This window comes from Gallaecimonas zhanjiangensis (genome assembly GCF_057624825.1).
In genome coordinates this window covers 4,237,457-4,259,674 of the sequence record NZ_CM172603.1, presented here as the reverse complement: position 1 = coordinate 4,259,674, position 22,218 = coordinate 4,237,457, and the positions used below count along the sequence as shown (strand labels likewise).

The 22,218-nt window shown below is 60.5% G+C and carries 19 protein-coding genes and 3 tRNA genes; 13 read left to right on the top strand and 9 right to left on the bottom strand.

Features of this window, described 5'->3' with window-relative positions:
- Window positions 1-56: 56 nt before the first annotated feature.
- Complete coding sequence (locus tag AC22G1_RS20130) at window positions 57-305, top strand: TIGR02647 family protein (RefSeq protein WP_123422588.1); 249 nt, start codon at window positions 57-59, stop codon at window positions 303-305.
- Here AC22G1_RS20130 and AC22G1_RS20125 read toward each other — a convergent pair.
- Window positions 298-1,242, bottom strand: a complete 945-nt coding sequence (locus AC22G1_RS20125; protein ID WP_487314937.1) for a GGDEF domain-containing protein — start codon at window positions 1,240-1,242, stop codon at window positions 298-300. The two genes, AC22G1_RS20130 and AC22G1_RS20125, sit on opposite strands and share 8 nt — an antisense overlap.
- A gap of 94 nt (window positions 1,243-1,336) precedes the next feature.
- Window positions 1,337-2,608, bottom strand: coding sequence for a beta-ketoacyl-ACP synthase II (fabF, locus tag AC22G1_RS20120; protein WP_487314936.1), 1,272 nt, complete (start codon window positions 2,606-2,608; stop codon window positions 1,337-1,339).
- 100 nt (window positions 2,609-2,708) lie between these two features.
- Between fabF and AC22G1_RS20115 the strand changes: the two genes are divergently transcribed.
- The 4 genes from AC22G1_RS20115 to AC22G1_RS20100 all read left to right on the top strand — a co-directional run bounded on the left by AC22G1_RS20115 (window position 2,709) and on the right by AC22G1_RS20100 (window position 5,730).
- The gene (locus tag AC22G1_RS20115; protein WP_050659692.1) at window positions 2,709-3,335 is read left to right on the top strand and encodes a TetR/AcrR family transcriptional regulator; all 627 of its coding nucleotides are present in this window, start codon (window positions 2,709-2,711) and stop codon (window positions 3,333-3,335) included.
- 65 nt (window positions 3,336-3,400) lie between these two features.
- Window positions 3,401-4,387: a serine/threonine protein kinase gene (locus tag AC22G1_RS20110; RefSeq protein WP_487314935.1), complete on the top strand. Its 987-nt coding sequence runs from the start codon at window positions 3,401-3,403 to the stop codon at window positions 4,385-4,387.
- Window positions 4,388-4,431: 44 nt separating this feature from the next.
- A complete protein-coding gene (locus AC22G1_RS20105) occupies window positions 4,432-5,037 on the top strand; it encodes a thiol:disulfide interchange protein DsbA/DsbL (protein ID WP_487314934.1) in 606 nt (201 codons plus the stop codon).
- A gap of 84 nt (window positions 5,038-5,121) precedes the next feature.
- Complete coding sequence (locus tag AC22G1_RS20100; protein WP_487314933.1) at window positions 5,122-5,730, top strand: thiol:disulfide interchange protein DsbA/DsbL; 609 nt, start codon at window positions 5,122-5,124, stop codon at window positions 5,728-5,730.
- 38 nt (window positions 5,731-5,768) lie between these two features.
- Here the strand turns inward: AC22G1_RS20100 and AC22G1_RS20095 are convergent, their stop codons facing one another.
- The 4 genes from AC22G1_RS20095 to AC22G1_RS20080 form a co-directional block, all read right to left on the bottom strand.
- Window positions 5,769-6,245 carry a hypothetical protein gene (locus tag AC22G1_RS20095; RefSeq protein WP_487314932.1) on the bottom strand — a complete coding sequence of 159 codons (477 nt, stop codon included), beginning with the start codon at window positions 6,243-6,245 and terminating at the stop codon, window positions 5,769-5,771.
- A gap of 94 nt (window positions 6,246-6,339) precedes the next feature.
- Window positions 6,340-6,416 (bottom strand) — tRNA-Pro (locus AC22G1_RS20090).
- A gap of 5 nt (window positions 6,417-6,421) precedes the next feature.
- Window positions 6,422-6,497: transfer RNA gene (locus tag AC22G1_RS20085), tRNA-His, on the bottom strand.
- Window positions 6,498-6,526: 29 nt separating this feature from the next.
- Window positions 6,527-6,603, bottom strand: a tRNA-Arg gene (locus AC22G1_RS20080).
- Between the two features lie 145 nt (window positions 6,604-6,748).
- On the opposite strand from AC22G1_RS20080, the gene AC22G1_RS20075 reads away from it, so the two are divergent.
- Together AC22G1_RS20075 and AC22G1_RS20070 are read left to right on the top strand one after the other, a co-directional pair.
- Entirely contained in the window at window positions 6,749-7,150 is a 402-nt protein-coding gene (locus AC22G1_RS20075; RefSeq protein ID WP_487314931.1) for a c-type cytochrome, read from the top strand.
- Between the two features lie 121 nt (window positions 7,151-7,271).
- Entirely contained in the window at window positions 7,272-9,800 is a 2,529-nt protein-coding gene (locus AC22G1_RS20070) for an EAL domain-containing protein (RefSeq protein WP_487314930.1), read from the top strand.
- An 18-nt stretch (window positions 9,801-9,818) separates the two neighbouring features.
- Here the strand turns inward: AC22G1_RS20070 and rep are convergent, their stop codons facing one another.
- Entirely contained in the window at window positions 9,819-11,834 is a 2,016-nt protein-coding gene (gene rep / locus AC22G1_RS20065) for a DNA helicase Rep (protein WP_487314929.1), read from the bottom strand.
- 105 nt (window positions 11,835-11,939) lie between these two features.
- On the opposite strand from rep, the gene AC22G1_RS20060 reads away from it, so the two are divergent.
- From AC22G1_RS20060 to AC22G1_RS20045, 4 genes are all read left to right on the top strand, one after another.
- A complete protein-coding gene (locus AC22G1_RS20060; RefSeq protein WP_487314928.1) occupies window positions 11,940-12,524 on the top strand; it encodes a TetR/AcrR family transcriptional regulator in 585 nt (194 codons plus the stop codon).
- Window positions 12,525-12,607: 83 nt separating this feature from the next.
- Window positions 12,608-12,865 (top strand): ubiquinone biosynthesis accessory factor UbiK, encoded by a 258-nt coding sequence (gene ubiK, locus AC22G1_RS20055; RefSeq protein WP_487314927.1) that lies wholly within the window; start codon window positions 12,608-12,610, stop codon window positions 12,863-12,865.
- 28 nt (window positions 12,866-12,893) lie between these two features.
- On the top strand, window positions 12,894-13,580 hold the full coding sequence (locus tag AC22G1_RS20050; protein WP_487314926.1) for a hypothetical protein: 687 nt from the start codon (window positions 12,894-12,896) through the stop codon (window positions 13,578-13,580).
- A complete protein-coding gene (locus AC22G1_RS20045) occupies window positions 13,577-14,425 on the top strand; it encodes a 2Fe-2S iron-sulfur cluster-binding protein (protein WP_487314925.1) in 849 nt (282 codons plus the stop codon). The genes AC22G1_RS20050 and AC22G1_RS20045 overlap by 4 nt, the downstream gene beginning before the upstream one ends.
- Here the strand turns inward: AC22G1_RS20045 and AC22G1_RS20040 are convergent.
- A complete protein-coding gene (locus AC22G1_RS20040) occupies window positions 14,422-18,726 on the bottom strand; it encodes an EAL domain-containing protein (RefSeq protein WP_487314924.1) in 4,305 nt (1,434 codons plus the stop codon). The two genes, AC22G1_RS20045 and AC22G1_RS20040, sit on opposite strands and share 4 nt — an antisense overlap.
- 69 nt (window positions 18,727-18,795) lie before the next feature.
- Between AC22G1_RS20040 and AC22G1_RS20035 the strand changes: the two genes are divergently transcribed.
- Window positions 18,796-20,316, top strand: a complete 1,521-nt coding sequence (locus tag AC22G1_RS20035; protein ID WP_487314923.1) for a YifB family Mg chelatase-like AAA ATPase — start codon at window positions 18,796-18,798, stop codon at window positions 20,314-20,316.
- A gap of 66 nt (window positions 20,317-20,382) precedes the next feature.
- Here the strand turns inward: AC22G1_RS20035 and AC22G1_RS20030 are convergent, their stop codons facing one another.
- Window positions 20,383-21,132: an SDR family oxidoreductase gene (locus AC22G1_RS20030; RefSeq protein ID WP_487314922.1), complete on the bottom strand. Its 750-nt coding sequence runs from the start codon at window positions 21,130-21,132 to the stop codon at window positions 20,383-20,385.
- 164 nt (window positions 21,133-21,296) lie between these two features.
- On the opposite strand from AC22G1_RS20030, the gene AC22G1_RS20025 reads away from it, so the two are divergent.
- Window positions 21,297-22,199 carry a LysR family transcriptional regulator gene (locus tag AC22G1_RS20025; RefSeq protein WP_487314921.1) on the top strand — a complete coding sequence of 301 codons (903 nt, stop codon included), beginning with the start codon at window positions 21,297-21,299 and terminating at the stop codon, window positions 22,197-22,199.
- The last annotated feature ends 19 nt before the right edge of the window (window positions 22,200-22,218 follow it).

Here is a 22,218-nt window from a genome sequence, read left to right as displayed (position 1 = left end):
CAAAAAGGCGCCTGGCCTGCTATGAATGGAGGACAACAAAAAAGGAGTAACCGGCCATGGCCATTTCGCAGCAACTGATTGAAGAAATTCGCGTTCTTTCCAGCTTCTCATTGAACTCGGTGCAAACCGGCATCAAGGTGCACCACGACGCCGAGCCGCAGCTAGTGGCCGCCACCCAGCGGCTCTTTGACAAAGGGCTGATAAGTGCCCGCGACGGGGGTTACCTCACCGAGCTTGGCCGGGAGACCGCCGAGCATATCCAACTGGCTTTGACCATCCTCAGCTCCGAACCCGCCCTTACCTGATCTGCCGCTTTTCAGGCGCATCGGCCCTGACAATCCTGTTGCGGCCGGTGCGCTTGGCTTCGTAGAGGGCGTCGTCCGCCCTTTTCAGCACCGTTTCACTGCAACTGTCGCCGCTGCCAAAGGCTGTCAGCCCGCCGCTGATGGAGCCGCCCTGGCCCAGGCTCAGCTGCGCTTTGAGCCCCTTGGCCAGTTGGATACGGACCCGCTCTGCCACCGCCATGGCCAAATCGGGTGGGGTGTGGCCCATCAGCACCACAAATTCGTCGCCGCCGAGGCGGGCGCAGATATCGGCCGGCCGGAGCTGCTGGCGGCACAAGGTAGCGGCCAGTTGCAGGGCCTTGTCGCCTTGCTGGTGGCCGTAGTCGTCGTTGATGTGTTTGAAGTGGTCGATATCGAACAGCAGCAGCGAGCAGGGAATGGCGCTGCGCTGAAAGTCGGCGAAGTGTTCATTCAGGGCCTGCATCAGCCGCCGCCTGTTATAGAGGCCGGTCAGCTCGTCGGTATCGCAATAATGGCGCAGCCTCGTTTCCAGCTCGTGGCGCTCGGTGATGTTGCTGGCCACCCACAGCACCGCCTCTTCACCGGCAACCAAAAACGGCAGGGCCTGGACCCGGCCCTCGAACCAGATGCGGCCGTCTGGGCCGTCTTCTAGGCCTTTGACATCGCGGCCGCCCAGGCCGTATTCGACGATATGCAATTGTTGCTGGGCCAGGGCCTGGGCAATTTGCTGGCAAAACCAGTCGGCCTTTTCCTGCACCAGCACCTCGTGCAGCTGTTTACCCACCAGGGCGCTGCCGTCGTGGTAATAACGCAGATCGGTGCCGCCAAAAATACCGGCGTAGCGGCCGCTACGGGTGAGGATGAAAACCGGGTCGGGCAAGGCGTTGACTAACAACGCCAGTTGCTCGAAGGAAAGGTTGGCCGGAGTGGGCTGCATTGCAACAGGGTTTGCTTAATTGTGACTCTCTGAGCCTAGTGTAAAAACGCCAAACTGCTGCAAATAAAAAGCCCGCCGGGTGGCGGGCCTGGGGTTAGCCGGGGAGCTTGCTGACTATTAGCGCGGCGTTGACGCCACCAAAGCCAAAGCCGTTGCAAAGGGCGTGGCTGGTGGCCTGCTGGCGGCTGTGGTTGGGCAGCAGGTCGAGGTCGGCCATGGTGTCGTCCACCTCATCGAGGTTGAGGGTGGGCGGCAGGGTGTCGTTCATTACCGCCAGGGCGGTAAAGATGCTCTCCACACCGCCGGCGGCGCCCAGCAGGTGGCCGGTGGCGGACTTGGTAGACGAGACCGGGATGGCGGGCAGGCCGGCGCCAAAGACATTGCGCAGGCTGGCTATCTCGGCCCTGTCGCCCACCGGCGTGGAGGTGGCGTGGGCATTGATATAACCGATGTCCTGGGGTTTAAGGCCGGCCATGGCCAGTGCCCGGCGTACTGCTGCCGCCGCGCCGGCGCCGTCTTCCGGGCCGGAGGTAATGTGGTGAGCGTCAGCGCTGGTGCCATAGCCGCTCAGCACCGCCAGCGGCTTGGCGCCCCGGGCCAGGGCGTGGTCGAGGGTTTCAATCACCAGCAACCCTGCCCCTTCGCCCATTACAAAGCCGCTGCGGGCGGCATCAAAGGGGCGCGAGGCGCTGGCCGGGTCGTCTGTTTGGGTGCAAAGGGCCTTAAGGGCGTTAAAGCTCGCCAGGGACAGCGGGTCAACACAAGACTCGGTGCCGCCCACCAGGGCGACTTTGGCTTCGCCGCTGCGGATAAGGCGCATACCGTCGCCAATTGCCTGAACCCCTGCGGCGCAGGCGGTCACCGGGCAGCCCATGGGGCCTTTAAAGCCGTATTTGATGGACAGGTTGCCGGCGGCCAGGTTGGCCAGGAAGGCCGGCACGGTAAAGGGGGACAGGCGCTTGTAGCCGCGACTGTCGAGGGTCTGCTGGGCACTGGTGATGGTGGTAAAGCCGCCGATGCCGGTACCGATAATGGTGGCGGTGGCTTCTTGGTCTTCAACGCTTTGAGGCGCCCAGCCGGCTTGCTCCAGCGCTTCTTTGGCGGCGGCCAGGGCGTAGACGGTGAAGGGGTCGAGCTTCTTGCGCTCTTTGGGCTCGATGATGGCGTCTACATCAAAACCGGCGTCGGCGTCTTGGTCGATGGTGGGCACCAAGCCTGCAATTTTGATGGGGAAGTCGCTGGTGTCGAAGCGGTCTATAAAGCCGAGGCCGGACTGACCAGCGGTCAGGCGCTGCCATACTGCCTTGACGCCGCAGCCAAGAGGGCTGACCATGCCCATGCCGGTAATAACGATAGGTGAGTTCATCAGGGACTCCAGAGCCGAAGAGGTTTTCTGGCCCAAACCCTAGCGTTCGGCACTATATGATCAAGGTAATATTCATTCCGGTTAAGTAAGGAGCGTCGCCATGTCTCACCCAAAGGACCAGAAAGCCAGGTCCAGGGCCAGGATCATTGCGGCCGCCACCGAGCTGTTCAGCCGCCATGGTTTTGAAAAGGTCTCCATCAGCCAGATCATGAAAGAAGCGCGCATGACCCACGGCGCCTTCTATGCCCATTTCGACTCCAAAGAAGCGCTGTACTCGGCCTCTTTTGTTGAAACCCTCAAAGACAGCGGCCGCTCCCGGCTGGTAAAAACGCCGCTGCCGGTGAAAAAGCTTATCGCCCTGGCCGCCAACTACTGGGGGCTGCGCCAGAGCGGGAATGTCGGGCCCGGCCCCGAGGCGGTGCTGTTCAACGAAATCGGCAACGACAACGACCGTATCCGCCAGTTGTTCCAAAGCTCCTACGAGCACCTTCGCACCATGCTGGAGCGGCGCATCATCGCCCTCAACCGGCTGCACAAGGTGCAGGACGGCCCGGCGCTCATTCGTGACAAGGCCAGGGCCATTTTGGCGTCTCTGGTGGGCGCCGTGACCATGGCCAAGGTCATTGCCGACGACGAAGAGCGCCGCCGTATCCTTGAGGCCTCCCAGCAGCAAATCCTGGCCATGCTCAAGGTCGGTAAAGACCGGGCGCTGTTGCAAAAGTCCTGAACGCGGCTCGTGTTGCCGGGCCTGGCTGTGGATAATGGCGCAACGCTTTGGCCACAGGGGCTTTCATGTCGCATTTCGATTTTTCCGACCTCACCCCGGATACCATCCTCGACGCCATCGAGGAGCTGGATATTGGGGTTAGCTCCGGCCTGCTGGCGCTCAACTCCTTTGAAAACCGCGTCTACCAGTTCCTCGACGACGACCGCAAACGCTGGGTGGTGAAGTTCTATCGCCCGGCCCGCTGGAGCGACGCGCAAATCCAAGAAGAGCACGATTTTGCCGAGGAGCTGGCCCAGGCCGAGGTGCCGGTGGTGGCCCCGGAGCGCCTGCACGGCAATACCCTGCACCACTGCCAGGGCTATCGCCTGGCGCTTTACCCTTCGGTGGGCGGCCGGCCGGTGGAAATTGCCGACCTCGACACCCTCGACACCCTGGGCCAATACCTGGGCCGGCTGCATCAGGTAGGCGCCAAGACCCCTTTTAGCCACCGCGAGCGGCTCGACCCGGCGGCGCTGCTGGCCAATGCCGTTGCCGCCATCAAGGGCTGCCAGCACATTCCCGATTACCTACAAAGGCCCATCGACGCCATTCTTGCGCCCCTGGTGGATGCCACCCTGGAGGCCTTTGCCCAGGTGCAGGTGCCATCGCTTCGCCTGCACGGCGATTGCCACGCCGGTAACTTCCTTGAAGGCAGCCAGGGGCTCTTCGTGCTGGACCTGGACGACGCCCGCCAGGGCCCTGCCATGCAGGATTTGTGGATGCTGCTTTGCGGCAGCCGCCACGAGCAGGAGAGCCAGTTGGCGGTGTTGGTGGAGGCCTACGAGCAGTTTATGGATTTTGAGGGGCGGCAACTGCGGTTGGTGGCGCCCTTGCAGGCCTTGCGCCAGGTGCAGCATCTGGGCTGGCTGGCCCAGCGCTGGGGCGACCCGGCCTTTCCCTTGGCCTTCCCCTGGTTTGCCGAGCCGCGGCACTGGGAAAACCAAATTCTCAATTTCAAGGAAAGCCTGGCGGCACTTAACGAACCGCCGCTGCGTTTATTGACCGGCATGTGAAGCTGTGCCAGTTTAAAAACCTGCCATGCAACTGACCCAAGCTGATGAAAAAAGGACTTTTTGCGCTCTTTCTGTTGCTTGCCCTGCCGCTCTTTGCGGCAGATTTTCAGGCCGGTAAGGACTACCAGGTAATAAAAGGTGCCGCTGGCACCGAGCGGCCGGAGCTGCTGGAGTTTTTCTCCTTCCTTTGCCCCCATTGCTACGCCCTTGAAGGCACATTGGACAGCGTGCGCAGCAAGCTGCCGGCCAATATTGCCTTTGAAAAGGTACACATCGAGGCCCTAGGGGGCAGCACTGGCAAACTGATGGCCAGGGCCTGGGCCATCATGGAGACCCTTGGCGTCGAGGCCAAGGTGTCGCCGAAGATCTTCGACAGCGTGCACCGTTTCAATGTGCGCTACCGTGATTTGCGTGACGTACGGGCCGCCTTTGTGGCTGCCGGGGTCAGCGGCAGCGACTTTGACAACGCCTCCCGCTCCTTCCAGGTAGAAAGCCGCCTCAACCAGATGCGCCAGCGGGTCGAGGCCCTGCAACCGACGGCGGTGCCGGATCTCATCGTTAACGGTAAATACCGCATCAACAGGGCGGCGGTGCCGCAACCGGCCCAACTTCAGGCCCTGATTGAGTATCTGGCCGCAAAAAATGAATGAAACTTTCCGTTCATCGCCGCTGCCATAGCGGTGATGTATTTTGTGTTAGGCTAGCGCTGAAAAATGCCATTCCCGAGGATAACTATGAAAAATCTGTTGTTGGGCCTGGTTGCCCTTTGCCTTGTTCCCTTTGCATTTGCCAAGGATTTCAAGGAAGGGGAAAACTACGACGTCATTAAAATGGCAGCTCCTACTGCCCAACCTGAAGTGACCGAATACTTTTCTTTCCTGTGCCCCCACTGCTATCGCTTCGAGCCCATCGTGCACGAACTGGCCGCGCAGCTGCCCAAAGATGTGAAGTTCACCCGTAACCACGTGGACTTTCTGGGCCGCGACCTCGGTGTGGAGCTGTCCCGCTCCTACGCGGTGATGGAACTGCTGGGCGTGGAAGATAAAGTGGCGCCCAAAATGTTCTCCATGATCCACGAGCAACATGTGCGCCTGACCGGCCGCGACGACATCCGCAAGGTTTTTGTGGCTGCCGGCGTTCCTGGTGAGGACTTTGACTCCGCCGTGAACTCCTTCTCTGTTAACGGCCGCCTGGCCCAGATGGAGCGCAACACCCAGAGCGCCGACATTACCGGCGTACCCACTGTGGTGGTGAATGGTAAATACAAGGTCAACATGGGCTCGGTTTCTTCTAAAGAAGAGCTGTTCCAGTTGGTTGATTACCTGACCCAGAAGAAAGATTAAAAAAAGGGGCCCAAGGCCCCTTTTTCTTTGGCTGTTTTTTACTGCTGCTTGCCAAAGGCGCTTTGCGGCAGGTGAAAGCGCTTCGCGACAGGTTGAGTGATAAAGGCATCCACAATGTTGGGGGCGTCTTTGACCGGGTGCGGGCCGTCTATTTGGTCTACATGCCAGGCCTGGGCGGTGCAGTTCACTTCCTGCTGGCAGCTGGCGGTGTGAAAGCGGCTTTGGCAGGATGGCGGGGTGATCACATTGGCGCCCTTGCGGTAGGCCTGGACCTTGAGCTTCTCGATGGCGCCACTGGCACTGTGCACAAGATAAGGCCGGTTGTCTGGTTGGTCGTTGATGCAGTCATTGCTGATCACGCTGCCGAGATCCTGCTTGCTCATGTTGTTGATGGCAGATAACCGGTAGGTGGCTATCTGGCTCGACATCAGGCTGGGGCCCTGAGCCCTGAGGTGTACTGTGGTGCAACCTTGGGCCAGCGTGGCCAGGAGCGCGAGGGTGAAAATCCGTTTCATCTTCGGTACCGACGGTGAACATTGCTTATTAGCTAACCAGAACGGCCGATTTTGGGCAATAAAAAAGCCCGCATGATGCGAGCTTTCTTATTTTTGGTCGGTGCTGAGGGATTCGAACCCCCGACCCTCTGGTCCCAAACCAGATGCGCTACCAAACTGCGCTAAGCACCGAAATATGGGGTGGACGATGGGACTTGAACCCACGACAACCGGAATCACAATCCGGGGCTCTACCAACTGAGCTACGCCCACCATAAATTCTTTACGCACATATATCGGGATGGCGCGCCCGAGAGGATTCGAACCTCTGACCTCTGCCTCCGGAGGGCAGCGCTCTATCCAGCTGAGCTACGGGCGCCCGACCGGCGAGCGCATATAATACTGAGCTGCTATGGGGTCGTCTACGGTAAGTCAGGAAAAAAGTGCCTAAAAGCGGCTGTTCGGCTACTTTATGGCCAGGAAGGTCAATTAAAAGACGGCGTGGGGGTCAAATGAGCCTGAAAATGATCGCAAAATGGGGTGCTTCCTGGTTGTTATTGGCCTGGACCGGGCTGGCACAGGGGGCTGATAGCCTCAGTGAAGCCCAGCGCCAGGCCATCGAAGCGCGCATCCAACCGGTTGGCCAGCTTTATGTAGAGGGAGACCAGCCAGCTACGGCACAGACTGGTGGCGAACGCAGCGGCGAGGTTGTTTATCAGAAGGCCTGCTTTGCCTGCCACGCTACCGGCATGCTCAATGCGCCCAAACCCCACACCGAAGACTGGCAGCCCCGTCTGGCCAAGGGCATGGACACCCTGGTGCAGCATGCTCTCAACGGCTTTAATGCCATGCCACCAAAGGGCGCCTGCCCCGATTGCAGCGAGGCGGAACTGCGCGCCGCCATTGAGTTCATGGCCGCAAAATAAAAGTTATCAATTGCTTTATCAGATTTAGCTTTTTCGTTAATTAATTATTGTGGTCTGCCTAATTTCCATGCTAAAAAGTCTGACCGCCTAATTTTCGGCCACCCAGCAGAATTTGAGCCTCATGGACGATCAAAAGCCGCTCATGGGCGCCAAAGATGTTTTATTGGACGCCCTGTTCGACATCGCTGAGCTGTCTAGCGAAGCGAACGATCTCGCCTCTTTCTTTCCCATGGTGCACCGCATCATTGGCAATCTGCTGCCTGCTGAAAACTTCTACGTTGCCCTCTACCACGAATTCGACGACACCATTGAACTGGTATACATGGTGGATTTGGCCGATCCAGACATGACCCCAGGTTCGGTCAGCTCCCAGGATCTGCACCGTGGGTTGACCGGCTACCTGCTGCGAAGTGGCGATGCTCTGCTGCTGTCGGGAGACGGCTTCAAGCAACTAGCGGAGAAAGGCGAAATTGCCCATATCGGCCCAGATTCTCTCGATTGGCTGGGTATCCCCCTCAAGCTCGACCATAAAATCATCGGCGCCATGGTGGTGCAAAGCTACGACGCCAGCACCCGCTACAACGAAGACGACAAACAGCTGCTGACCTTCGTGGCCCGCCAGGTGGTTAACACCCTTGAGCGGATCCGCCACCGTGAGCTTTTAGAGCAGCAAATTATGGAGCGCACCCAGGCCCTGCATGAAAGCAACCAACTGCTGCGCCGGGAAGTGCAGGAGCGTAAAAGGGCCGAGACCTTCCAGTCGGTGATGCTGCATCTGTCCGAGCTTGCCCACAGTGACGGTGACCCCCAGGATTTTTATGAGCAGGTGCACGACCAGGTGTCCCGGCTTATCGACGCCCGCAACTTCTACATCGCTCTGCTGGATCGCAAGCAGCTGCTGACCTTCCCCTATTTTGTCGACCAGAACCAGCTACAGGCCAAGGCCCGCAAACCGGGCAAGGGCTTGACCGAGTACCTGATGCGTAACGGCCAGGCGGTGCTGGTGACCCGCAAGGTCCGCGACGAGCTTATCCAAAAGGGCATTCTCGATTCCGAAGGCACCGAGGCCTTCCATTGGCTGGGCGGGCCGCTGGTGGTAGATGGCCAGGTGGTCGGCGCCCTGGTGGTGCAAAGCTACGACGAGTCCAACCGTTACCGGCGCGAAGACTTGGAGCTGATTTCCTTCGTATCGCGCTCGGTATCCGAGGCCTTGTCAAGGCGCCGGCACCGGGAAATGCTGGAAGCGGCCAAACGTGAGCTGGAAGCCAAGGTCACCGAGCGGACCCGCGAGCTGGAAGTGGCCAACGGCGCCCTGCGCCGGCAAATGCAGGAAAAGGCGGCCCTGGCCGAGCGCCACCGCTTCGACGCCATGCACGACGCCCTCACCGGCCTTGCCAATCGCGCCTTCTTTACCACCCAGCTCAACCGGGTGCTCAAGTCCTTAAGCCGCTACCCCAATCGCCGTTACGTGGTGGCCTTTATCGATTTGGACCGCTTTAAGATCATCAACGATTCCATGGGGCACCTGGCTGGCGATCAGCTGCTCAAGCAAGTAGCCCAGCGCCTGCAGGCCTGCATCCGCGAGACCGACATGGTGGCGCGCCTCGGTGGCGACGAGTTCGTGATTCTGTTCGATTGCGTGCAGCACGATGAAGACGTGGCCCTGGTAGGCCAGCGCATCATCAATGCCCTGCACCAGCCCTTTGAGATCCAAGAGCAGCAGGTATTCTCGGGATGCTCTTTGGGGGTGGCGCACCTGTCGCGCCGCTACAAGGAAGCGTCTGACGTACTGCGCGACGCCGATACCGCCATGTACCAGGCCAAATCCCGTGGCCGGGGACAGATGGTGTTCTTCGATGACACCATGCGTGAGAATCTGGTCAGCCGCTTCAGCCTGCAAAATGCGCTGCGCCTGGCGGTGGAGTCCGGGCAGATCTTCCCGGCCTTTCAACCCATTTTCAGCCTGCCGGGGCGCAAGCTGCACGGCTTTGAATTGCTGGCCCGCTGGCCCCGCACTGGCGGCGGCGAGCTAACGCCTGAATTGTTTTTGGAAGCGGCAGAAGAGACCGGCATCATCGTTGATATCGACACCCTGATGGTGAGCCAGGCCTGCCGGCAGCTCAGCATCTGGGGCCATCAGCTGACCGATCAGCCGTTATTTGTGTCGGTCAACCTGTCGGCCCGCAGCCTGCAAAGCAGCGCTTTTATGAAGCATCTGGTAGAGCAGGTCAGAGAGCATGAATTGGCCCCTGGCCAGCTGATGGTGGAGATCCGCGAGAATGTGCTTATCCAGCCGTCGCCGGGCCTGGATGAGGCGCTCAACGCCCTCAAGGAAGTGGGGGTGGGTTTGATTCTGGACCACTTCGGCGCCGGTTCGGCTACCTTGTCGGTGCTGATGCAGCACCATTTCCAGGCGCTGAAGATGAGCCCGCATTTCCTGCGCCAAGTCACCGAGCATGAGCGAGGCCAGAGCCTGTTGCAGTCGGTGATTGCCGTGTCCCGTTACCTTAAAGTGCCGCTGATTGCCCACGGCATCGAAGAAGAAGGCCAGCTACAAGCCGTGCAAAGCATGGGCTGCGCTTACGGTCAGGGCGAATACCTCTGCCAGCCTTTGGCCACCGCCCAGGCCGAGCTGATGCTCTGCGCCTGAGCCTTTTCATTATTCCGCTTATTCCTTGTTAAACATGGACCGCAGGTTGGCGATATTGGCTTTGCCCTTGGCTTGGCGTTCTTCCGGTGTCGGTGGTGGTTGGCGGTGCTCCCACACCAAGTCGTCCTGAGGCAGCTCGTCGAGAAAGCGTGACGGCTGGGGGCGAATGCTTTCGCCAAACTGGCGGCGTTCGCGGCACAACATAAAGGTCAGCTCGCGCTGGGCGCGGGTGATGCCCACGTAAGCCAAGCGACGCTCCTCTTCGATGTTGTCCTCGTCGATGCTGCTCTGGTGCGGCAGCAGCCCTTCTTCCATGCCAATCAGATAGACGTAGGGGAATTCCAGGCCTTTGGAAGCGTGCAGGGTCATCAGCTGCACCTGGTCGGCTTCGCCCTCTTCGCTCTGGCGTTCCATCATGTCGCGAAGGGTCAGGCGGGTGACGACGTCTTGCAGGCTCATGGGTTCGTCCAGGTCGTCGCCCTTGAGCATGCCGCTAATCCAGCCAAACAGGGTGGAGACGTTTTTCATGCGCATCTCGGCGGCCTTGGCCGAAGGCGAGCTTTCATAGAGCCAGTCTTCGTAGTGGCTGCCGCGAATGAGCTCCCTGACTGCTTCGACCGGCTCGCCTCTTTTGGCTTCTTCTTGCAGATCGGTCAGCCAGCGGGTAAAGCCCTGCACCGCTTCCAAGGCGCGGCCGGTCAGATGCTGTTCAACGCCCAGGTCAAAGCTGGCGGCAAAGAGGCTGGTTTTTCGCAGGCTGGCGTAATGGCCGAGCTTTTCCAGGGTCACAGGGCCAATTTCGCGGCGCGGCACGTTGATGATGCGCAGCAACGAGGTGTCGTCGTCCGGGTTCACCAACAGGCGCAGGTAGGCCATGATGTCCTTGACCTCGGCCCGCGAGAAAAAGCTGGTGCCACCGGAGATGCGGTAGGGGATGCGGTTTTGCATCAGCGCCTTTTCCAGGAGCCTGGACTGGTGGTTGCCGCGATATAGCACGGCGTAGTCTTTGTAGTGGGTCTTGTTCAAAAACTTGTGGGAGAGGATCTCCGCCACCACCCGCTCGGCTTCGTGATCTTCGTTGTTGGCCATCATCACCTTGAGCCTTTCGCCCTGGCCCAGCTCCGAGAACAACTCCTTCTCGTAGACGTGGGGGTTGTTGGCGATAAGGATGTTGGCGCTGCGCAAGATGGTGGCGCTGGAGCGGTAGTTTTGCTCCAACTTGACCAGTTTCAGGCCGGGAAAATCGTCTTTAAGGCGCACCAGGTTTTCCGGCCGGGCGCCACGCCAGGAGTAGATGGACTGGTCGTCATCCCCCACCACGGTAAAGCGGGCCCGCTCGCCCACCAGCAATTTGACCAGCTCGTACTGGCTGGTGTTGGTGTCTTGGTATTCGTCCACCAGCAGGTAGCGGAGGCGGTCTTGCCAGCGTTCGCGCACCGCTTCGTTGCCGGCCAGCAGCAGGGTGGGCAGCAGAATGAGATCGTCAAAATCCAGGGCGTTTACGGCCCGCATGTACTGGGTGTAGCGGTCGTAAATTTCGGCAAAGGCCGCTTCCTTGCCGTCCACCGCCTGCACCTTGGCCCGGTCCGGCAGTATCAGGTCGTTCTTCCACTGGCCGATGCGCCACATCAGTTGGTTAAGCAGATCTTTGTCGTCCTGCAGCGCCTTGGCGCCGATTTCCTTGAGGGCCTGGCTCATGTCCGCTTCGTCAAAGAGGGTAAAACCGGCCCGCAAGCCCAGGTGGTGGCCGTCCCTTTTCAGGATGGTCAGCCCCAGGGTGTGGAAGGTGGATACAGTCAGGCCGCGGGCCTCAGCCTTGCCCAGGGTCTGGGCGACCCGCTCTTTCATTTCCCTGGCGGCTTTGTTGGTAAAGGTAACGGCGGCAATGTGTTTGGCCTGCCAACCGCATTGCTGCACCAGATAGGCAATCTTGTTGGTGATCACCCGGGTCTTGCCCGAACCGGCCCCGGCCAGCACCAGCAGGGGGCCGGAGATATATTTGACGGCTTCGTCTTGGCTAGGGTTGAGTTTCATTGGCGGGCCCGGGATCACACAGAGCCTGGCATTGTACCTTATGCAGCGCTGGCCTTGTGTATCACCTCTGGTAGAATGCATGAACGTTCATTCACTCATCCGACCATGACCGAACACAGCAAACCGGCCGACAAACGGCAATTAATCCTCGATGCCACCGGGCGCTTGTTGGCCTCGTATGGCTTTCACGGATTATCCATGCAGTTGGTAGCCAAGGAAGCTGGGGTGGCGGCTGGGACCATCTATCGTTATTTCGATTCCAAGACCTGCATGATCAAAGCCCTGCATGGGCAGATAATCCACGATGTGGCCGCCGAGCTGTTTCGGGGCTACAACACCGCTGCCAGCCTGCGTGAGCGTTTTGACTACCTGTGGCATTGTTCCTGGCAGCTGTTTTTGGACATGCCCGACGTGCTGGTCAGCAAGTACCAGTTTGAGCGCCTGCCGCTGGAAGCCGACCGCCAGCAGATGCAAGACCTTGAAGAGCAGGTTTTTGCCCCCATCAGTGCTTACTGGCAGGAAGGCCGGGAACAAGGGGTGTTCAAAGAGATGCACGACGAGATTTTTGCCACCCTTACCTTTGAAGTCTGTGCCGACTTGGCCTTCAAACAGCTGGCAGGGAAGCTGACCCTGACACAAGCTGAAATTGAGGTGGTGCGCGATGCCTGTTGGGCAGCTATCACCCTGTAACAAGCCGGGCCGTGATTTCAAGAAGCGGTAAGGAAACTTGAGGTAAACTGCCCCATGCCGTTGCTGGCGAAAAGGAGAGCATCATGATTAACACCCAGAAACTCGAAGAGCTGGCTAAGCAGATCACCGAGGCGCTGCCGCCTGGGGTCAAGGCCTTCAGTGGTGAAGTGGAAAGCCGTGTGAAGCAGGTACTGCAAGCCCAGTTGATGAAGCTGGACTTGGTCAGCCGTGACGAATTTGACGTACAAAGCCGGGTGCTGCTGAAAACCCGGGAAAAACTCGATGCTCTGGAAGCCCGTGTTGAAGCGCTGGAAAAAGGCGCAGAGCTGGGCGACAGCTGATCGAAAATCGACTTTTTAAGGTGGGAAAATGGGTGTCATGAGGTGGCGGCGCTGGCACCTGTGGTTGGGGTGGGTAACCGGTATCCAGATGTTTATCTGGGGGGCTACCGGCCTTTATATGGTGTGGATTAGCCTCGATTTTATTCACGGCAAACCGCTGGTTGACGCCCATCCCGATCCCCTGGCTTGGCAGCCCGGTTATGTTGCCCCTGCTGCGCTGAAATTGCCGCCTGACACCCGCCAGCTGACCCTCACTACCCGTATGGGCCACCCGGTGTACGAAGTGCTCACCGAGACCACCGCCTTTTTGCTGGACGCCGTCAACGGCCTGCCGTTCCTGTTGGGGCCACAAGACGTGGGCCAACTGGCCAAGGGCTATTACCGGGGCAAGGGCGACGTGGCTCAAGTCACCCATATCGAAAAAGACGCGCCGCGCGAACTGGGCAGCCGCCCGTTGCCGGTCTGGCAGGTGCGTTTTGACGATGCCTTCGACACCACCCTGTACCTCTCCGATAAAACCGGCACCTTGCTCACCCAGCGCCATCGTTACTGGCGTTGGTTTGATGCCGCCTGGGCGCTGCATATCATGGATTACAGCCAGCGTAGCCGCATCAACCTGCCTTGGTTCCAGGCCATGTGCGGCTTGTCGCTGCTGCTGATGCTAAGCGGCAGCTTGCTGTGGCTGCGCACCCGTTTTACAAGGCTTGCCCCATGAGCCGCTGGCATCGCTGGTTGGCACTGCTGGTGGGGACGCAGCTGCTGATTTGGGTGGTCACCGGGCTGGCCTTGGGCATGCTGCCCACACCGCCGCTGCCGGTGCCTCGGGTACCAGAACCCCTGGATGCCAAGGCGCTGGTGCTGCCTCAGCCGCCGGCCGGTGCCGGTTCGGTGGGCGCCATTACCCTGCTGGGTAAAACCCGTATCAAGGTCGACGGCCAGGTACTGACCCCTATGTCCCAGGGTGATGCTCAGGTGCTGTTTGCCCAATACTTCCCCGGTTTGGATATTGGCCCCATGGAGCGCCTCGACCATGGCTGGCAAAGCTCCCTGCCCGGTGGCTTTAAGGTGGAGCTGGGGGATGATGGCAACATTCAATCCAACCAGTACTGGCTGGCGCCCTGGCTGCTGCGGCTGCATTTCATGGACTGGTGGGGTAATGGTAAGAACTTCAACCAATGGCTGGTGAAACTGACCAGCCTGGTGACCATGGCCTTGATCTTAAGCGGCTTGTGGATGGGCGTGCAGCGCTTGCTACAGCGCCGTCGCCATCAGCCGGTGATGCTCGAAGGCTTTCCGCTGCCGGCCCTTGCCGCCGGCCCCGGCACCCTGGCCCAGCGCCTTGAGCAAGTGGGGCTGCCGGTGACCGGGCCATGCAACGGTGGCGGCCGCTGTGGCGGGTGTTTGGTGCGCACCAGCAGCGAGTTGCCGTTGCCTATCTCCAGCAACGAAAAGCGCCTGCTCAGTACCGAACAGTTGGCTCAGGGCATTCGCCTTGCCTGCCAGCAGGCGCCGCGCCACGGCTGCACCTTGACCGCCATGGCACCCGCTTCGGAGCTTTAACCCAGCCAATGCCCTAACCAATGCTCCAGCTCCCCGGCCGTGAGTGGCCGGGCGAAGTGGTAGCCCTGGCCTTCGTCACAATCGAGGGTGCGCAGGCAGTCGAGCTGGGCATCGGTCTCTATCCCTTCTGCCACCACCTGCATGTTAAGGCTGTGAGCCAGTTCCACTACCGCTTTGATAATGGCCACCGGCTCTTTGTCTTGTGGCAGTTTGGCCACAAAGCTGCGGTCGAGTTTGAGGATGTCAAAGCGCAGTTCGGTCAGGTAAGAGAGCGCCGAATAGCCGGTACCAAAGTCGTCCAGCGCTACCCTGATGCCGCTGTGGCGCAGCCGGGTGATCTGTTTGGCGGCGTTGTCTTTACCAGACAACAGCATCGACTCGGTCAGCTCCAACTCTAGGGCATCTGGCGGCAGGTCCAAATCGCGCAGTAGCTGGGTGACCTGGCCTGGCAAGTCATGGTCTTGGAACTGCCGGGCCGAGAGGTTAACGGCCATTTGCAGCACGATACCCTGTTGGCGCCAGACCTTTTGCTGGGTTAAGGCTTCGCGCAGCACCCATTGCCCCAGGGCGCTGATAAGGCCGGTTTCTTCAGCCAGGGGAATGAAATCGCTGGGGGGGATCTCCCCAAGCTCCGGGTGATGCCAGCGGCACAGTGCTTCAACCCCGGCCACCAGATTATTGCCAAGGCGGATGCGCGGCTGGTAGCGCAGGCTAAGGCCCCCTTCTTCCAAGGCCTGACGCAGGCCGTGTTCCAGCGCCAGGCGGCGCTGGGCGGCGGCGTTCATGGTGTTGGTGTAGTACTGGAAGTTGCCCCGGCCCCTGGCTTTGGCGTGATACATGGCGGTATCGGCGTAGCGCAGCAGGGTGTTGGGGTCGGTACTGTCTTGAGGGTAAAGGGCGATACCAATACTCGGGGTGACCGACACCCGGTGCCCGGCCAGCACCACCGGCGGCTCCAGCGCCTGCATCACTTTCTCGGCCACCAAGGTGGTGGTGAGGGTTTCTTTAACGTCTTCCATGATGATGATGAACTCATCGCCCCCCAGGCGCGCCACGGTGTCGTAGCTGCGCACGGCATGCAGCAGGCGCTGGGCCACTTCCTTGAGTAACCGGTCGCCCAGCTCGTGGCCCAGGGAGTCGTTAACGTGCTTGAAGTGGTCGAGATCCAAAAACAGCAGCGCCACTTGCTGCACGGTGCGGTTGGCGCGGGTCATGGCATGGCCCAGGCGGTCACGGAACAGGGTGCGGTTGGGCAGGCCGGTCAAAGGGTCAAAGTTGGCGAGGTAACGCAGCTCCTCTTCGGCGGCTTTACGCTGGGTGATATCGCTGAACAAAATCACTAGGTTAGCGCCCTGGGCCTGGTCTTGTGCCCAGTGGATCTCGGTTTCCAACAGCTTGAGTTGGCCATGGCCATCCTGAATGCGCAGCTCCCCGGCCCAACTGCCTCGGTCTTTGAGGGCGCCGCGAATTTTGCGCAACAGGCTCAGGCGGGTGGTCTTTGGTAAAAACCGCCAGGGTTTGAGCGCCAGCAGCGTCTCGGTGGGGGTGGCCAGGTGCGTCTCCACGGCCGGGTTGGTGTTGATAATATCCAGCCGTTCATTGGTTACCACTACCCCTTCTGACATGGCGCGGGTCACTAGGTCTGACAGTTGCAACTGCCGCTCCTGGGCTCGCTCGGCACTGATGTCACGGTGGGTGCCAGCCATGCGCAGTACTTTGCCTTTGTGGTCTCTGGCCACCACCCGGCCCCGGTCTTGCACCCAAAGCCAATGGCCTTTGGCATGGCGCAGCCGGTAAATGCAGTGGTAGTGGTCGTCCTGGCCCTTGAGGTGGCGCTTTATGGCGGCAATGATTTTGGGCTGGTCTTCGGGATTGACCAGCTGCGACAAGCCGCGCCGGTTCGGGGCAATCTCACCGTCTTGATAGCCAAGAAAATCGAGGCCGGTGCGCACCACCGCCTGGGTTTGCCAGTCCCAATCCCATACCCCGTAGCCAGAAGCCACCATGGCCAGGCGCAGCCGTTGTTCGCTGTCAGCCAGTGCCCGGCGCAGCGCAATGTCGCGCTCACGGCGCAGCCACCAGCGGTACCAAAGCCAGGCGACCAGCAGTGCCAGCAGTAAGATCTCCCACAGCAGGTTGGCACTTTGCAGGTACCACGGCTCCAGCACTTCCAGGCTCAGTAGCAGCGGCGGCTGAGGGTCCCCAAGGCGGCGCAGTTTGAGCTGGTAATGGCCTGGGGTGAGGTGGGTAAACACCACTTCCTTGCCCATGCCCAGAGGCTGCCAGGAGCCATCTAACTGGTAGAGGTATTGGTTGTTGCCATGGCCAAAATCCAGGTCGGCAAAGGACAGGCTGAGCCGGCTGATATCGGGGGGCAGTACCAATACTTCATCGCTGCTGAGGTTGTGGGGCTGGCCGTTAACCGACGCGCCAATCCATTGCAGCGCGTAGTGGGCGCCGGGTTTGTCGTTGATGCCCGGTTGGATCTCCGCCAGCCCGTTAACGCCCCCGAAATACAGCAGGCCATTACCGTCCTTAAAAACGGCATTGCCGTTGTACTCAAGAATGAATTGGTCGATAGGCGGCGCGGAAAAGCGGCTTAGGTCTGGGTCGAACAACACCAAACCACGGTTGGTACTGAGCCAAAGCCGGCCCTCGCTGCCGGGTGCGACAGCATAGATGGTGTCGTCTTCCAGGCCCGGCTGCTTTTGGTACAGCCTAAGCTTGCCATCGCCGCTCAGGTGTACCAGGCCGTTTTGAGTACCAACCCACCAGCCGTTATTGCCGTCATTGAGCAGGCTGCGGCCGCGGCCAGTGATCTGCGGCTTACCCCAGCAATGGGCCTGGGGCTCCAACCGGCAAACCCCCTTGCCGGTGGCGGCCATCACTACCCCTTGATGCTCGGCCAGGGCATAGAACTGTGCCTGGCTATCAAGGTGGGAGAAGGTCTCGCCGTTGAAGGCATCGAGCCCTTTCTCGGTACCAACCAGCAATTGCCCGTTATGCCACAGCAGCGACCACACCAGCGGGTCGCCAAGCCCTTGTTCGGTGCTAAACCATTGCCATTGCTGCTGGGTGTCATAGCGTATCAGGCCTTGGTTGGTGCCAATCCACAGGTCTCCCTGTGGATCTTTTGCCAGGGCCGTGACCACCAGTAAGAAGCGTGCCGGCGACTGGCCGGTCAGGCGGGCCAGCTCGGTGTTGTAGTTGTGGTACTGGCCTTGGTTGTCGATGCGCCACAGGCCATTGCCCATGGTGCCAATCCAAAGGCCTTGGGCGTCTTTAAGTAGGCTGCGCACGTTGTTCTGGCTGGCCTGTGGTTCACCGTGGCTAAAGTAGCGGATGGCGCCGTCATGGCCTGGCAGATGGATAACGCCTCGGGAAAAGGTCCCCACCCAGAGCTGATTGTCGGCGTCAACATAAAGGGTGCGGGGCCAGTCCACCAGGTTGTGCTGTGTGCCTTGCAGCAGTTGTTCGGCTTTTTGGTGATGCGGGTCCAGCCACATCAGGCCGCGGCGTTTGAGTGCCAGATAAAAGTGCCCCTTGCCGTCGGCCATGAGTTTCAATGCCGGGTGCTCGGCAAAGGATGCCCACTGCAATACCTGGATCAGGCCGCTGTCGGTGTAGTGCCAGAGCTGGCCGTCTCCTGCCAGCCACAGCATGCCTTTGGGATCGAGGGTCAGGGCCTGCAAGTCGGGGCGGGTCAGTTTCAGGGTTAGTTGGCTGCCTTCAAGTTCGAACAAGCGGCCATCTGCGGCCAGCACCCACAGGGTGTTACCTGACGCGGCGAGATCTTTGACCTTACCGTTCAGCACCTTGTGCCATTGCTGACTACCCAGATCCAACAGCCACAATCCCAGGTCATTGGCCACGGCCAACTGATGGCCAACGCTCGCCAGGTGGCTGATGTACTGGTGTTGCCAGGGGGTCTGGTAACTGCGGAAGAGCTTACCGTCAAAGCGTTGCAAGTCGCCGTTGGCGGTACCTAGCCAGAGCTGGTTTTCGCTGTCGCCGGTCAGGGCCGTGAGGTGATTGCTGGCTAGGCCGTAGGGGTTGGCGCTGCTATCGGCATCGGCGTAATAGCGCTTTATCTGAGCGCCGTCATAGCGGTTCAGGCCATCTTGGGTCGCAAACCACAAGAAGCCGTTGTGGTCGCGGTAGATGGCCTCGACGGTGTTCTGGCTCAGGCCGCTACGCACATCAAGTACCTGCGGTGGCAGGTAGGGCGGGGCCAGCAGTGGTGTTGCCCAGCAGGGCAAAGAGAGCAGCCAGAGGAGAAAGAGGCGCAGCAGCAGTGTCATCACCCTTTTAAGCCTGTGTTGAGGCTATTATCAATTTGTTACAAGGACGAACGCAAGGTACGGATAACTATGGCACTTGCAACGCTTTATTGCCGTGCGCAGCTGGGTATGGATGCGCCGCTGGTCACCGTCGAGGTAGACATCGGCAACGGCCTGCCTGCCTTCGCCCTGGTGGGGCTGCCAGAAGCCTCGGTGCGAGAAGCCAGGGAGCGGGTCCGTGCCGCCATCCTCAATGCCGGTTTCGAGTTCCCTGCCCGGCGCATTACCGTCAATCTGGCCCCGGCTGAGCTGCCCAAAGAGGGCGGCCGTTTTGATTTGGCCATTGCCATCGGCATTTTGCAGGCCTCAAACCAAGTGCCCATGGACAGCAACGCCCGCCTGGAGCTTTACGGCGAGCTGGCGCTGTCTGGTGAGCTGCGCCCCTGCACCGGTTTGCTGCCGGCGCTGCTGGCCTGCCAAAAGGCGGGCCGGGCGGCGCTCTTTCCCGAGGCGTGCCGGGACGAGGCCAGCCTGCTGCCCAGCCTCAAGGCCTATGGCGCGCCGTCGTTGCTGGCGGTGTGCGCGCATCTGGCCGGGCAGCAGGCGCTAACGCTGCTGGAGCCTCTGGCCGCTACCCAGTCTGCGGCGCCAGACAGCCTCTCCCTTAACGATGTGGTCGGTCAGGCCCAGGCCAAAAGGGCGTTGATGGTGGCCGCGGCCGGCGGCCATCACCTGCTTTTTATCGGCCCGCCCGGCACCGGTAAATCCATGCTGGCGCGGCGCCTGCCGGGGATTTTGCCGCCCCTTGGCGAAGACTGCGCCCAGCAGAGCGCCGCCATTTATTCCCTGGCTGGCAAACCCCGCGACAGCGACAGTTGGCGCCAGCCGCCTTGGCGCACGCCTCATCACACCGCCTCGGCAGTGGCCCTGGTGGGGGGCGGCTCTATCCCTAGGCCTGGGGAGATCTCCCTGGCCCACAACGGCGTGCTGTTTCTGGACGAAATTGCCGAGTACGACCGTAAAGTGCTCGATTGCCTGCGCGAACCCATGGAAACCGGTGAAGTGAGCATCAGCCGCGCCGCCCACCAGGCCCGCTTTCCGGCCCGGTTTCGCTTGGTGGCGGCCGCCAACCCTTGCCCCTGTGGCCATTTTGGCAACCCGCGCCGGGCGTGTCGCTGTAGCCCCGAGCAAATTCGCCGCTATCTGGCCAAACTGTCCGGCCCCTTTTTGGACCGTATCGATCTGCAAGTAGAAGTGGCCATGTTGCCGCCGGGCAGCCTTGCTGGCCAGGCACCCAGCGGCCCCGACAACGACGAGCTGCGAGCCAAAGTGGCTGCCTGCCAGCAGCGCCAACTGGCGCGCCAGGACTGCTTGAATGCCGACCTTGAAGGGGAACCGATGCGCCATGCCTGCCAATTGCCGCCAGAGCTTGCCCAGTGGTACGACGCCACCTTGCAAGCCCTGGGGCTGTCGGCCCGGGTGCACCACAAGTTGCTGAAAGTGGCCCGCACCCTGGCCGATTGGCAAAAGGCCGAGGCCATCACCCAGGCTCATTTGAGTGAAGCCATGCAGTACCGGGCCATGGACCGGCTGCTGGGCACCTTGCCGTAGTTGTCATTTCGCCAAACAAGCACACCGCTGGTCATCAGACCGGCGGTGTGCTTTGGAGGGGCGATGTTAGATTTGGGCCATGCCGCCGTCGACGAACAGCTCAACGCCGTTGATGAAGCTAGCGCCCTCGGAGGACAAAAAAGCCACCACTTTGCCGATTTCTTCCGGCTCGCCCAGGCGGCCCAGCGGCACTTGCCCGGCCAGATAGTCGAAGAAGCCTTGGCGCGCCTCTTCTGGTACGACACCGGCCAGGCCTGGGGTACGGACGGGGCCGGGGCTGACCACGTTGATGCGAATGCCACGGTCTTTCACATCCAGGGTCCAGGAGCGGGCGAAGTTGCGCACGGCGGCCTTGCTGGCGCTGTAGACGCTGAAGTTGGCGGTGCCCTGGATGGAGGTGGTGGAGCCGGTCAGCACCACGGAAGCGCCGTTGGTCAGCAGCGGCAGCGCTTTTTGTACGGTAAAGACCAGGCCGCGTACGTTGGTGCCGAAGATACGGTCGAAGTGTTCTTCGGTGATGGCGCCCAGGGGCAGCATGTCGCCGCCACCGGCGTTGGCAAAGAGGATGTCCAGCTTGCCGGCGGATTTGGCGATTTGGGCGTAAACCGCGTCCAAGTCGGTAAGGACCGAGGCGTCGGCGCGGATGCCGGTCACACTGTTGCCCAGTTCAGCCACGGCGGCGTCCAGTTCGGCCTGGCGGCGGCCGGTGATAAAGACCTTGGCGCCCTGTTCGGCCAGGACCTTGGCGGTGCCAAAACCGATGCCAGTGGTGCCGCCGGTTACCAGTGCGATTTTACCGTTCAGTTGCTTATTCATAATGTTCACCTTTATCTGTGTGGTTGAGTCAGAGTGCCCGCGCTGCCCGGTTTGGGCCCTGTGCTGCAAGGCATGGGTGAACTTTATCCAGTGGCTTATTGGCGATAAACCGTGCAAAATTGGAATGATTATCCAGCACAATGGATAATCAGGGCGGAGGCGCGATGGACCAACTTCAGGCAATCAAGAGTTTTGCGCGGGTGGTAGAGGCGGGCAGTTTTACCCGGGCGGCGGATTCGCTGGACCTACCCAAGGCCACCTTGAGTAAGCAGGTGCAGGACTTAGAGGCTTACCTTGGGATCCGGCTGCTGCACCGCACCACGCGCCGGGTGACGGTTACCGCCGAGGGCCAGCAGTATTACGAAAAGACCCTGCGCATCCTGGCCGACCTTGACGACATCGACAGCTCCTTTAGCGCCGTGCGCAACTCGCCCCGGGGCAAGCTGCGGGTGGATGTGGGCGGCTCCACCGCCAGTGAAGTGCTGATCCCGGCGCTGCCGGCCTTTATCGCCAAGTATCCCGAGATAAAGCTGGAGCTGGGGGTGTCAGACCGGGCCGTGGATCTCATCAGTGACAACGTCGATTGCGTGATCCGGGGCGGCCCGCTGGACAGCTCCTCCCTGATGGCCCGCGCCATCGGCCAGGCCAGCATGGTTACCTGTGCCACCCCGGGCTACCTTAAGCAATACGGGGTGCCGGCCTACCCCAATGAGCTCAGAAACGGCCACCGGCTGGTGAGCTATGTCACCACCCAGCATGGCCGTGCCGTGCCCTTTCGCTTTACCGACAAGGGCGAGCTGCTGGATATCAAGGCCGAGCACCTGATTGGCGTTAATGAAAGCAACGCCCACTTTGCCGCCGGCCTTGCTGGCCTTGGCATCATTCAAACCTTCCGCTATTCGGCCAAGGCGGCGCTGGCCTCGGGGGCGTTGGTGGAAATTCTCTCGCCATGGCGGCCCCCCAGTTACCCCTTCCATGTGGTCTACCCCCAAAACCGCCATGTCACCCGGCGGCTGCGGGTCTTTATTGACTGGCTGGTCAGCGATTTCCCGAGCCGTTTGGGCTGAAGATGGCCATAAAAAAGGG

Excerpts from the sequence above, each read along its gene's own strand:
- AC22G1_RS20070 (WP_487314930.1), top strand. The coding sequence starts at position 7,272 with ATGGACGATCAAAAGCCGCTCATGGGCGCCAAAGATGTTTTATTGGAC.
- fabF (WP_487314936.1), bottom strand. The coding sequence starts at position 2,608 with ATGAACTCACCTATCGTTATTACCGGCATGGGCATGGTCAGCCCTCTT.
- AC22G1_RS20100 (WP_487314933.1), top strand. The coding sequence starts at position 5,122 with ATGAAAAATCTGTTGTTGGGCCTGGTTGCCCTTTGCCTTGTTCCCTTT.
- AC22G1_RS20115 (WP_050659692.1), top strand. The coding sequence starts at position 2,709 with ATGTCTCACCCAAAGGACCAGAAAGCCAGGTCCAGGGCCAGGATCATT.
- AC22G1_RS20095 (WP_487314932.1), bottom strand. The coding sequence starts at position 6,245 with ATGAAACGGATTTTCACCCTCGCGCTCCTGGCCACGCTGGCCCAAGGT.
- AC22G1_RS20025 (WP_487314921.1), top strand. The coding sequence starts at position 21,297 with ATGGACCAACTTCAGGCAATCAAGAGTTTTGCGCGGGTGGTAGAGGCG.
- AC22G1_RS20125 (WP_487314937.1), bottom strand. The coding sequence starts at position 1,242 with ATGCAGCCCACTCCGGCCAACCTTTCCTTCGAGCAACTGGCGTTGTTA.
- AC22G1_RS20130 (WP_123422588.1), top strand. The coding sequence starts at position 57 with ATGGCCATTTCGCAGCAACTGATTGAAGAAATTCGCGTTCTTTCCAGC.
- AC22G1_RS20035 (WP_487314923.1), top strand. The coding sequence starts at position 18,796 with ATGGCACTTGCAACGCTTTATTGCCGTGCGCAGCTGGGTATGGATGCG.
- rep (WP_487314929.1), bottom strand. The coding sequence starts at position 11,834 with ATGAAACTCAACCCTAGCCAAGACGAAGCCGTCAAATATATCTCCGGC.
- AC22G1_RS20105 (WP_487314934.1), top strand. The coding sequence starts at position 4,432 with ATGAAAAAAGGACTTTTTGCGCTCTTTCTGTTGCTTGCCCTGCCGCTC.
- AC22G1_RS20075 (WP_487314931.1), top strand. The coding sequence starts at position 6,749 with ATGATCGCAAAATGGGGTGCTTCCTGGTTGTTATTGGCCTGGACCGGG.
- AC22G1_RS20050 (WP_487314926.1), top strand. The coding sequence starts at position 12,894 with ATGGGTGTCATGAGGTGGCGGCGCTGGCACCTGTGGTTGGGGTGGGTA.
- AC22G1_RS20045 (WP_487314925.1), top strand. The coding sequence starts at position 13,577 with ATGAGCCGCTGGCATCGCTGGTTGGCACTGCTGGTGGGGACGCAGCTG.
- AC22G1_RS20030 (WP_487314922.1), bottom strand. The coding sequence starts at position 21,132 with ATGAATAAGCAACTGAACGGTAAAATCGCACTGGTAACCGGCGGCACC.
- AC22G1_RS20110 (WP_487314935.1), top strand. The coding sequence starts at position 3,401 with ATGTCGCATTTCGATTTTTCCGACCTCACCCCGGATACCATCCTCGAC.
- ubiK (WP_487314927.1), top strand. The coding sequence starts at position 12,608 with ATGATTAACACCCAGAAACTCGAAGAGCTGGCTAAGCAGATCACCGAG.
- AC22G1_RS20040 (WP_487314924.1), bottom strand. The coding sequence starts at position 18,726 with ATGACACTGCTGCTGCGCCTCTTTCTCCTCTGGCTGCTCTCTTTGCCC.
- AC22G1_RS20060 (WP_487314928.1), top strand. The coding sequence starts at position 11,940 with ATGACCGAACACAGCAAACCGGCCGACAAACGGCAATTAATCCTCGAT.